This window comes from Streptomyces sp. URMC 126 (assembly GCF_051386555.1).
Taxonomy (GTDB): Bacteria; Actinomycetota; Actinomycetes; order Streptomycetales; family Streptomycetaceae; genus Streptomyces.
The window spans coordinates 66,345-76,539 of record NZ_JBPQTX010000003.1; the positions used below are offsets into that span (position 1 = coordinate 66,345).

Below are 10,195 nucleotides of genomic sequence, written 5' to 3' on the forward strand. Positions count from 1 at the left end.
GGGGTGAGCGGCCGGTGGGTCCGGTGGTCGGCGGGTGAGGAGCCCGTCGGCCGCTTTTCCGTGTCAGGGCCCGTGTCAGGGGCGTGACAGACGGCTGTCAGGGCCGACGGCGACGGTAGGGCCATGAATGGTTCGGCGATCGCGGTCTCGGGACTGCGCAAGGCATATGGCGACCACGTCGTGCTCGACGGCATCGACTTGGAGGTCGCCGCGGGTTCGGTCTTCTCCCTGCTCGGCCCGAACGGGGCCGGCAAGACCACGACGGTGAACATCCTGACGACGCTGGCGGAGGCCGACGCCGGGACGGTACGCGTCGCCGGGCACGACGTGGCGACCGAGACCCGGCGAGTGCGCGCGGCCATCGGCGTCACCGGCCAGTTCGCGGCGGTGGACGACCTGCTGACCGGCCGCGAGAACCTGCGGCTGATGGCGGACCTGCGGCGGGTGCGGCCGGCCGCCCGGGTGGTCGCGGGCCTGCTGGAACGGTTCGGCCTGACGGAGGCGGCCGACAAACCGGCGGCGTCCTACTCCGGCGGCATGCGCCGGAAGCTGGACCTGGCCATGACCCTGGTCGGCGATCCGGACATCATCTTCCTGGACGAACCGACGACCGGCCTGGACCCGCGCAGCCGGCGCACGATGTGGGACATCGTCCGCCAGTTGGTCGCCGACGGCACCACCATCTTCCTCACCACGCAGTATCTGGAGGAGGCCGACGAACTCGCCGACCGCATCGCGGTGCTGGACGGCGGCCTGGTCGCCGCCGAGGGCAGCGCCGACGAGTTGAAGCGGCTCGTCCCCGGCGGGCACGTACGCCTCCGCTTCACCGACCCGGCCGCGTACCGGGCCGCCGCCGGCGCGCTGCGCGACGTCACCGCGGACGACGAGGCGCTGACCCTGCGGATCCCCAGCGACGGCAGCCAGCGCGAACTGCGGTCCCTCCTCGACTGGCTGGACGCGGCCGGCGTCCAGGCGGACGAGCTGACCGTGCACACCCCCGACCTCGACGACGTCTTCCTCTCCCTGACCGGGCGCCCGCACCCCGGCGGGGCGAGCGACGACCACACCCCGCACACCAGCCCGGAGGAGATCGCCCGATGAACGCCCTCTCGACTTCCCTCACGGACGCCGGGATCATGCTGCGCCGGAACCTGAAGCACACCGTGCGCAACCCGGTCACGGTGTTCAACGCGATCCTGTTCCCGCTGGTCATGATGCTGCTGTTCGTCAAGGTCTTCGGCGGCGCGTTCGCCGTCGGCGGCGACTACATCGACTACGCGACGCCCGGCCTGCTCGTGATGGCCGTCAGCTACGGCCTCGGGGCCACCTCGACGGCCGTCAACGACGACATGCGGAAGGGCGTCGTCAACCGGTTCAAGACCATGGACGTCTCCCGGGGCGCCATCCTGGCCGGGCACGTCGTCGTCACCACGGTGCGCTGTCTGGCCGCCTCCGCGGTCATCGTCGGGATGGCCTTCGTGCTGGGCTTCGACCCGGCCGCGAGTGCCCTCGACTGGCTCGGCGTGGTGGGCCTCGTGACGCTGCTCGCGTTCGCGGCCGGCTGGCTCACCGTCGCGCTGGGCCTGGCCGCGAAGACCCCGGAATCGGCGGGTCTCGGCACCGTCCCGCTGATCATGCTGCCGTTCCTGAGCAGCGCGTTCGTCCCCGCGGACACGATGGGGACCGGCGTGCGGCAGTTCGCGGAGTACCAGCCCTTCACCCCGGTCATCGAGACGCTGCGCGGGCTGCTGGAGGGCCACCCGTCGGGCGGCGACGCGGCCGCGGCGCTCGCCTGGTGCGTCGGGCTCGCCCTCCTCGGGTACGGGTGGGCGGTCGCCGCGTTCAGGAAGCGAGCGTGATCTCGGCCAGCTCGGCCCAGCCGGCCCGGCCCGCCTCCCCGGACCCCCCGGTCTCTCCTGCCTCCCCGGTCTCCCCGACCGCCTCGGCGAACCCCGCGTCGCCGAGGCGCTCCCGCACCTCCCGTTCGATCCGGAGCGCGTCCGGATGGGAGCGGTCCGGCAGGCCGCGTATCCGGGTGCTCGCCGCGAGCAGCCGCGCCGCCTGCTCGTACGCGCCGCGGCGCAGTGCCAGGTCCGCGACGCCGACGAGCACGTGGGCGATCGTCAGCGGGTACCCCGTCTCGGCGGCGGCCGCGCAGGCCGCCGCGCGGTGCGCCCGGGACTCCTCCGGGTCCTCGGCGAGGTAGCCGAGCAGATCGTGGCGCGTCACGCGGAGGTTCGCCTGTCCCGTGCCGTCGCCCCAGACGGCCGTGGCGATACCGAGCTGTCGGCGCGCCTCCTCGGCGTCCCCGTCCCAGCGGGCGAACTCGGCCTTCGCCAGGGCCAGGTCGATCAGCGCGTCCGGCCAGGCGACCCGTTCCGCGCACCGCTCCGCCTCGGCGAGGGCGGCCGCGGCGGCGTCCTCGTCGCCGAGCAGCCGGTACAGCCGCGCCTGCCGCGTCCGCATCAGGATGACGTCCTCGACGGCGCCGATCGCGGTGACGGCCTCGGCCGCCCGCTCGTAGTGCGCGCACGCGGTCGCGAAATCGCCGCGCACGGTGATCCGGTCCGCGAGCATGGTGAGGGAGATGGCGATGCCGTACCGCTCGCCCAGCGCCCGGAACTCGGCGACCGCCTCCTCCAGGTACGCGTCCGCCTCCCGATCGCCCCGGCCGAGCATGACCCGCGTCTTGCCCAGGTGCCACCGGCCCATCGCGCGCACCCATGGGTCCTCGTCGTCGAGCAGCGTCTCGAACGCGGACAGGGACGCGGAGGGTTCCCGCAGCATCAGTTCCAAGGGGGCTATGAACCCCAGCATCGGGCTGCGGTCCCCGCCCCGCCCGGCGAGCCGGTACGCCTCGCGGATCCACTTCTCCACATCGCGCTCGTCTCCCCGCCCGCCGCCCAGGAACAGCACGACCAGCGCGTAGGCCAGGGCCCTGATCCCGTCGCTCACCTCGCCGGGCATCCTGGCGGCCGCGGTGACCAGCTCGATGCCCTCGGCCCGGTGCCCGCCGAGCCACCAGTACCAGCCCGCGCCCACCGCGAGCCGCATCGCCGCCTCGGCCTCGCCCGCCGCGAGGGCGCCGCGCATCGCCGCGCCGATGTCGTCGCGCTCGGCCTCCAGTACGGCCAGCCACTCCAGTTGCTCCGCACGGCGCAGGTGCGGGTCCGCGGTCTCGGTGAGCTCGGTGTAGTACGCCAGGTGGGCGCGGCGGGTGCGCTCCGCCTCGTCCGCCTCGGCGAGCCGCTGTCCGGCGTACTCCTTGATCGTGCCGAGCATGCGGTAGCGGGGAGCGCCCTCGCCGTCCGCGCGGAGGAGCGACTTCTCGGTGAGCGCGGTGAGCAGTTCGAGCACCTCGTCGCGGCGGACGGTACCGGCGGCGTCCGCCGCGGGGTCCGCGCAGACGCGTTCCGCCGCTTCCAGGGTCGCCCCGCCCGCGAACACCGAGAGCCTGCGCAGGACCGTCCGTTCGGCGTCGGTGAGCAGTTCCCAGCTCCAGTCGACGACCGCGCGCAGCGTCCGGTGCCGGGGCAGGGCGGTGCGGCTGCCGCCGGTCAGCAGGCGGAACCGGTCGTCGAGCCGCGCCGCGAGCTGGTCGACGGACAGGGTGCGCAGCCGGGCCGCGGCCAGTTCGATCGCCAGCGGCATCCCGTCCAGCGCCCGGCAGACCCGCGCCATCGTCGCCAGCGTCCGGCCGTCGTCCGCGAGGTCACGGCGGACGGCCCCGGCCCGGTCCCGCAGCAGGCGGACGGCGGGCGAGGCCGCGATCCGGTCCGGATCCGCGTCCTCCTCCGGCAGGGCCAGCGGCTCGGCCTGCCACAGCGCCTCGCCGGTGATGCCGAGCGGTTCCCGGCTCGTCGCCAGGATCCGCAGCCGCCGGCACTCGCCGAGCAGCCGGTGGGCGAGGACGGCCGCCGCCTCGATCACGTGCTCGCAGTTGTCCAGGACCAGCAGCGCCTCCCGGTCGCGGAGCGCGGCGGCCAGCCGGTCCGCGGGCTCCGCGTCGGGGGCGCCGCCGAGCAGGGTGTCCCGGAGGCCGAGGGCGGCGAGCGTCGCCTGCGCCACGTCCGCCACACCGCCGTCCGCGCCGACGGGGGCGAGCTCCACCAGCCAGGCGCCGTCCGGCAGCCTGTCGAGCAGCGTGCGCGCGGTCTCCGTGGCGAGCCGCGTCTTCCCCGAGCCGCCCGGACCGATGACGGTGGTGAGCCGGTGGGCCGCCGCGAGGTCACGGACGGCGGCGACGTCGGGTTCCCGGCCGACGAAGGTGGTGAGCTCGGCGCGCAGGTTGGTCTTCGGGGCCCGCGTCGGCCGGTCCGTCCCGCCGCGCAGCAGCGCGACGTGCAGCGCCGACAGCTCGGGCGACGGATCGGCGCCCAGCGCGTCGGCCAGGGCCTGCCTCGCGCGCTCGTACACCAGCAGCGCCTCGCTGTCGCGGCCGGCCGCGACGAGGGCCCGCATCAGCGCGGCGACGAAACGTTCCCGCAGGGGGTGGGCCGCCACCAGGTCGGTGAGCTCCGGGACCGCTTCCGCGCCGTGCCCGAGGGCGATCTCCGCGTCGAGCCGGTCCTCCGTGGCGGTCAGGCGCAACGTCTCCAGCCGCCCGACGGCGGCGTCGAACGCGGCGCTGTCCCGCAGCGCGACGTCCTGGAGGGCCGCGCCGCGCCACAGGCCGAGGGCCTCGCGCAGCAGCCGCGCCCGGAGGGGGCCGTCCTCGGTACGGGACCGTGCCGCGCCGACGAGGCGTTCGAACCGCACGGCGTCCACGGCGTCGGGCTCCACGGCCAGCCGGTAGCCGTCCGGCCGGCCCTCCACCAGCCCGTCCGGCAGCGCCTTCCGCAGCCGGGAGACCAGCCGCTGCAAGGCGTTGGACGCGTCGGCGGGCGGGTGGTCCCCCCAGATCCAGTCGATGAGCGCGGCCTTCGGGACCACCCGGCCCGGCCGGAGCGCGAGGGCGGCCAGCAGCGCGCGCAGCCGCGCGCCCGGCACGTCGGTCAGGCCCCCGTCGTCCGTGCGTATCTCGAACGGTCCCAGCAACCCGATCTGCACCCGTTGATTTTGCCACGCACCCACCTCGGCCCCCGGGTTAGAATCGGAATCCATGTCCCGTTTTCTCCCCGCTCTTCTGTGAGGCCCGTCGGCATGTCGCGGAATCCCGTTCCGGAGCCCTCCTCCGCCCGGACCGCTCCGCTCCGGGCGGACGCGCGCCGCAACCGTCAGCTCGTCCTCCAAGCCGCCCGATCGGCTTTCGAGGAGGCCGGGTTGGGCGTGCCGCTGGGCGAGATCGCGCGCCGGGCCGGGGTCGGCGCGGGAACCGTGTACCGGCATTTCCCGTCCAAGGAAGCCCTGTTCAGGGCGACGGTGGTGGACCGGGTGCGGTTGTTCACGGACACCGCAAGGGAGTTGGCGGATGCCGCCGAACCCGGGCCGGTGTTCTTCCGCTACCTCGCGTCGGTGGTCCGCCTGTCGGCGCGGAACAAGGGCCTGTGCGACGCCCTGGAGGCGAGCGCGGAGGGCCGGTTCGACCCGTCGCCGGGGGTGGAGCGGGACTTCCGAGAGGCCCTGGACGTGCTGCTGACCCGGGCCCAACTGGCCGGTGCCGTACGGCGGGACGTCACTCTGGACGACGTCCTGGCCCTCCTGCTCGGCTGCCTGTCGATGGAGCAGCGGCGGGGCGCGCACGAGGAGCCCGGGCGGATGACGGCCCTGGTGTGCGACGCCCTGCGGCCCGGCCGGAACGTGACGAAACTTCCCCCCAGAGCCCCGGTCCGGCGTAACGAAACCGGTTGTCCGGTGTGCGGGGCCAAGCTGCCCGCCGCCCGCACCGGTCGGCCTGCCCGGTACTGCGGCGGGGCGTGCCGCCAGAAGGCGCACCGCGACCGCCTGCGCGAGCGAAGCTCCCGGTAGCGAGAGGCCCCGGGGCGTCGTGGCGGTCGCGAGCGCCCTAGAGGTGGTACTTGAAGCCGAGGTGCGACGCCTCGAAGCCCAGCCGCTCGTAGAAGCGGTGCGCTTCCACCCGGGTCGCGTCCGAGGTGAGCTGGAGCAGTACGCACCCTTGGCGGCGGGCCTCCTCGATGGCCCACCGCATGAACCGGCCGCCGATGCCGTTCCCGCGTTCGTCGGCGTGGACGCGGACCGCCTCCACGAGCGCGCGCTTGGCGCCGCGCCGGGAGAGGCCGGGGATGACGGTGAGCTGGAGGCTGCCTATGGTGCGGCCGTCGCGGACGGCGACGGTCAGGTGCTGGTTGGGGTCGGCGTCCAGCGCGCGGAACGCCTCCAGGTAGGGGGCCAGGTCGTCGGGGGACTCCCGGCGGGAGCCGAGCGGGTCGTCGGCCAGCATGGCCACGATGGCGGGGATGTCGTCGGCGGTCGCGCGCCGGAACTCGATGTCGCTCATGATCGCGACCCTATGCGCGGTCCGGCGCCGTCACGAGGCCGGAGCGAGAGATTCCACGGCGGCGACCAGCGGGGCGAGTTCGGGCCGTGCGGCGGCTTCCCGGAGCGCCTCGCGCAGGGCCGCGTCATTGGTCGGACGTGCCTCGGCCAGCAGGGCGAGCCCCGCCTCGGTGACGTCGGTGTAGATGCCGCGCCGGTCGGTGAGGCACAGGTAGCGGGTCAGCAGGCCGCGGTCCTCCAGCCGGTTGACCAGGCGTGTCGTGGCGCTCTGGCTCAGCACCACCGCGTCGGCCACCTCGTTCATGCGCAGATGGCCGCCCTCGCCGTTGTGCTGCCGGCTGAGCACGTCCATGACGGAGAACTCGCGGACGCTCAGACCGTGCGCGGCCTGGAGCGCACGCTCGATGTGCGCTTCGATCCGGCCGTGCAGCGCGGAGAGCGCACACCAGCCCTGTGCCAGGCCGGCCAGCGCGGGGTCCAGGGTGCGGGTCATGGGGCCCTCCTTCGATCGGTCGTCTGTCACCCGCCGCCCGTCGTCCGCGGTCCGGCGCTCGGCGCTCGCGGTCCGGCGCGTGTCGTCGGCGTCGGTCGTCCGGCGGCGCGGTGCGGATGCGGGCCGCGAGTCCACGGGCGCGGGGTCGTGGGGCGTAGGGCGTACGGGCGTAGGGGTCTCGGGGCGGTCTCCGGGGCCGCCGTCACCAGGATATCTCCCGGATGCAATAGCCCGCGCTTGCACGTATCCCGCGTCTGCAACTATTGTGGACGCCGGTTAGAGCTGCGTGCATGAAGCCCGGGTACGGGATGTGCGGCTCGGCCGAGAACACGGGTGTGCGCCGGGCGGGGAAACCCGGACGCCACCACCGCACGCGGCCCCACCGGAAGACCCCCGACCCAAGGACCCCTCATGCCCCTCGCCCTGCTGGCGCTCGCCATAGGCGCCTTCGGTATCGGCACCACCGAATTCGTGACCTCGGGCCTGCTCCCCGAGGTGGCGGAGGAATTCCACGTCTCCGTTCCCACCGCCGGCTGGCTGACCACCGGCTACGCGCTCGGCGTCGTCCTGGGCGCCCCGATTCTCGCGATCGTCGGGAGCCGCGTCTCCCGCAAGAAGATGCTGATCTCCCTGATGGGCCTGTTCACCGTGGGCAACGCGCTGTCCGCCGTGGCCCCGGTGTTCGGCGTGATGCTCGCCGGCCGGATCGTCGCCTCCCTCGCGCACGGCGCGTTCTTCGGCATCGGCGCGATCGTGGCGGCGGGGCTGGTCGCCCCGCAGAAGAAGGCGGGCGCCATCTCGATGATGTTCTCGGGGCTGACGGTCTCCAACATCGTCGGCGTCCCGTTCGGCACCCTGCTGGGCCAGAGCGCGGGCTGGCGCGTCACCTTCGCCGTCATCGCCGGCCTCGGGCTGCTCGCCATGCTGGGCATCGCCACCCTCGTCCCGCGGCTCCCGCACCCTGAGCGGATCCCGGTCTCCGGGGAGCTCGCGGCCTTCCGCAACCCGCAGGTGCTGCTCGCGATGGCCATGACCGTCCTCGGCTTCGGCGGCGTCTTCACCCTCAGCACCTACATGGCGCCGGTGCTCACGGACGTCGCCGGGTACGCGCCCTCGTCGGTGACCTGGCTCCTGGTCCTCTTCGGCGTCGGCATGTTCGGCGGCAACCTCATCGGCGGCCGGTTCGCCGACCGCGCCCTGATGCCCATGCTCTTCACCGCGCTCGGCGGGCTGACCCTCGCCCTCGCGCTGCTGCCGCTGGCCGCGGAGAACAAGGTGACCACGGCCATCGCCCTGCCCCTGATCGGCGGTTTCGGCTTCGCGACCGTCCCGCCGCTGCAGAAGCGGGTGCTCGACCAGGCCGCCGCGGCCCCGACCCTGGCCTCCGCCGGCAACATCGGCGCCTTCAACCTGGGCAACGCCATCGCCGCCTGGCTCGGCGGGCTGGTCATCTCGGCCGGCTTCGGCTACACGACGCCCACCTGGGCCGGCGCGGCGATGACCGCCGGGGCCCTCGTCCTGGCCCTCGTCTCCGCCGGCCTGGAGCGGCGGACGGACGCCGGCCGTGCCTCCGCCGGTGCCGGGCGGGGCGGCCTGGTCGCCGCGCGGTCGGCGGACGCTTCGGCGGCTTCTTCCGCCGGAGACACCGGAGCTTCCGCCGGAGACACCGGAGCGGACGCCTCCGGCGGGCGGCCGGCCGCCGTCGCGGGGCGCTGACGGACCCGGGCGGCCGACTCGACGACGGACGCGGGCGGGGCCGTCCTCCGGGGAAATCCCCTCGGAGGGCGGCCCCGCCCGCGCCTACGCTTCCCGGCATGAGCAGACTGCACTTGTTCGACCTCGACGGCACCCTCCTGCACGGTTCGGCGGCGGCGGTCGAGATATCCCGGCAGCTCGGCTGCGAGCGCGAGATCGACGCCCTGGAACGGGACTTCGCCGCCGGACTGATCGACCCGGTGGGCTTCGCGACGGCCGCCTGCGCGCTGTGGGGCGAGGCGCTGACGGACGCCGTGGTGACCGCCGCCTTCGAGAACGCGCCGTGGCTGGCCGGGATCAAGGACGTGTGGGCGGACATCGCGGCCCGGGGCGAGCGCTGCGCGGTCATCTCGCTGTCCCCCCAGTTCTTCGTGGAACGCCTGACCGGCTGGGGCGCCCACGCCGCCCACGGATCGCGGTGGCCCGCCGTACCGTTCCGCGAGCCGGTGGACCCGGCGGGGATCCTGAACGCCGACGCGAAGGTGCGGATCGCGGACGGGCTCTGCGCCGCGTACGGGCTCACGCGCGCCGACTGCGTCGCGTACGGCGACTCGATGTCCGACGCCCGGCTCTTCGCCGCCGTCCCCGTGTCCGTCGCCGTGAACGCCGATCACCATGTCCGCGAGGTCGCCTCGCACGCGTACGACGGCCTTGATCTCAGGGAGGCTTACGCGCTGGTCGGGGGCGGTCGGGCCTAGGAACGGGGCGAGCGCGGGAGCGCGCGGGAGGGGCCGGCGGCCCGCCCGTGCGTAGCCCATCCATCCGTCCGTTCGAACCGGGAACCATAACCGCAATCGACCGCCCACCGGGTGGAGTTCGGCGAATCGGCCGCGGCGGCGGCGCGGGCTGGCAGGCTACCCGGCACCGAACACCCCATCATCCCCAGGGGATCACGGGCACCGCCGGCTCGGCCGGGGTGCGCGGACCGACGAGAGATGGTCGAGGCGAGAGACGAATGGACGCTCCGAGCCGCCCGTCGCCCGAAGGCGGCACCCACGGCAGGCGAGCCGACTGGGGCTGGTTCACCCCGCCCGGCAGGCCCCCGGCGGCCGGCGGCCCGCCCGCGCCGGACCACCGGGACCGGCAAGCGCCGGCCTCCCCTCCGTACCCGCCGTCCGAGACGGACGATTCGGCCCGCTCCCGGCGCCCCGACGCCACCACGGCCATACGCGGCGCTCGCCGCGCGGGCGCCCGGCGCCGGGCCCGGCCCGCTACCGCCGTCGAGGACACCGCCGAGGCACCGGAGCCCGCTTCCGGGCGGGGCGCCCGGCGCGGTCGCGGTGGCACGGGCGGCGCGCCGGGCGGCCGAGGCGGCGCGACGGGCGCGGGCTCCGCCCCTGTGGACGCCGAGCTGTCCGGATCCGGCCGGGACCGGGCCGACCGGTCCGAGCGGAACGACTCCCGGCGTCACACATCGGCTCACCAAGGAGCCGACGAAGGCACCGGAGCGCGCCCGGGCGACGGCGACGGCGCGCAGCGCCCCGGCGGCCACCCCGAACCACCCGAGGACACCCGAACCCCCGCCGCCCCGCCCAAGCCGCCCAAGCCGCC

General features: G+C 74.8%; 8 protein-coding genes and 1 pseudogene. 6 read left to right on the top strand and 3 right to left on the bottom strand.

Translation table 11 applies throughout. The features are described 5' to 3' along the window. The first annotated feature begins 123 nt into the window (after positions 1-123). Both ACSNOK_RS01080 and ACSNOK_RS01085 read left to right on the top strand, forming a co-directional pair. On the top strand, positions 124-1,101 hold the full coding sequence (locus ACSNOK_RS01080) for an ATP-binding cassette domain-containing protein (RefSeq protein ID WP_436778606.1): 978 nt from the start codon (positions 124-126) through the stop codon (positions 1,099-1,101). After that, positions 1,098-1,859, top strand: coding sequence for an ABC transporter permease (locus ACSNOK_RS01085; protein WP_436778607.1), 762 nt, complete (start codon positions 1,098-1,100; stop codon positions 1,857-1,859). Before ACSNOK_RS01080 ends, ACSNOK_RS01085 begins: the two co-directional genes overlap by 4 nt. Here the strand turns inward: ACSNOK_RS01085 and ACSNOK_RS01090 are convergent. After that, positions 1,843-5,049, bottom strand: coding sequence for a BTAD domain-containing putative transcriptional regulator (locus ACSNOK_RS01090; protein ID WP_436778608.1), 3,207 nt, complete (start codon positions 5,047-5,049; stop codon positions 1,843-1,845). The two genes, ACSNOK_RS01085 and ACSNOK_RS01090, sit on opposite strands and share 17 nt — an antisense overlap. Before the next feature lie 93 nt (positions 5,050-5,142). On the opposite strand from ACSNOK_RS01090, the gene ACSNOK_RS01095 reads away from it, so the two are divergent. Then, on the top strand, positions 5,143-5,907 hold the full coding sequence (locus ACSNOK_RS01095) for a TetR/AcrR family transcriptional regulator (RefSeq protein WP_436778609.1): 765 nt from the start codon (positions 5,143-5,145) through the stop codon (positions 5,905-5,907). A 37-nt stretch (positions 5,908-5,944) separates the two neighbouring features. Here the strand turns inward: ACSNOK_RS01095 and ACSNOK_RS01100 are convergent, their stop codons facing one another. Together ACSNOK_RS01100 and ACSNOK_RS01105 are read right to left on the bottom strand one after the other, a co-directional pair. Then, positions 5,945-6,397 carry an N-acetyltransferase family protein gene (locus ACSNOK_RS01100; protein ID WP_436778610.1) on the bottom strand — a complete coding sequence of 151 codons (453 nt, stop codon included), beginning with the start codon at positions 6,395-6,397 and terminating at the stop codon, positions 5,945-5,947. Positions 6,398-6,427: 30 nt separating this feature from the next. Further along, positions 6,428-6,889, bottom strand: a complete 462-nt coding sequence (locus tag ACSNOK_RS01105) for a MarR family winged helix-turn-helix transcriptional regulator (protein WP_436778611.1) — start codon at positions 6,887-6,889, stop codon at positions 6,428-6,430. Positions 6,890-7,300: 411 nt separating this feature from the next. On the opposite strand from ACSNOK_RS01105, the gene ACSNOK_RS01110 reads away from it, so the two are divergent. The 3 genes and pseudogenes from ACSNOK_RS01110 to ACSNOK_RS01120 all read left to right on the top strand — a co-directional run. Next, positions 7,301-8,605: an MFS transporter gene (locus ACSNOK_RS01110; protein ID WP_436778612.1), complete on the top strand. Its 1,305-nt coding sequence runs from the start codon at positions 7,301-7,303 to the stop codon at positions 8,603-8,605. A gap of 98 nt (positions 8,606-8,703) precedes the next feature. Then, a complete protein-coding gene (locus ACSNOK_RS01115) occupies positions 8,704-9,342 on the top strand; it encodes an HAD family hydrolase (RefSeq protein WP_436778613.1) in 639 nt (212 codons plus the stop codon). Between the two features lie 257 nt (positions 9,343-9,599). After that, positions 9,600-10,195 (top strand): annotated as a pseudogene (locus ACSNOK_RS01120) (hypothetical protein); the annotation flags it as partial.

Excerpts from the sequence above, each read along its gene's own strand:
- ACSNOK_RS01115 (WP_436778613.1), top strand. The coding sequence starts at position 8,704 with ATGAGCAGACTGCACTTGTTCGACCTCGACGGCACCCTCCTGCACGGT.
- ACSNOK_RS01110 (WP_436778612.1), top strand. The coding sequence starts at position 7,301 with ATGCCCCTCGCCCTGCTGGCGCTCGCCATAGGCGCCTTCGGTATCGGC.
- ACSNOK_RS01105 (WP_436778611.1), bottom strand. The coding sequence starts at position 6,889 with ATGACCCGCACCCTGGACCCCGCGCTGGCCGGCCTGGCACAGGGCTGG.
- ACSNOK_RS01085 (WP_436778607.1), top strand. The coding sequence starts at position 1,098 with ATGAACGCCCTCTCGACTTCCCTCACGGACGCCGGGATCATGCTGCGC.
- ACSNOK_RS01095 (WP_436778609.1), top strand. The coding sequence starts at position 5,143 with ATGTCGCGGAATCCCGTTCCGGAGCCCTCCTCCGCCCGGACCGCTCCG.
- ACSNOK_RS01080 (WP_436778606.1), top strand. The coding sequence starts at position 124 with ATGAATGGTTCGGCGATCGCGGTCTCGGGACTGCGCAAGGCATATGGC.
- ACSNOK_RS01100 (WP_436778610.1), bottom strand. The coding sequence starts at position 6,397 with ATGAGCGACATCGAGTTCCGGCGCGCGACCGCCGACGACATCCCCGCC.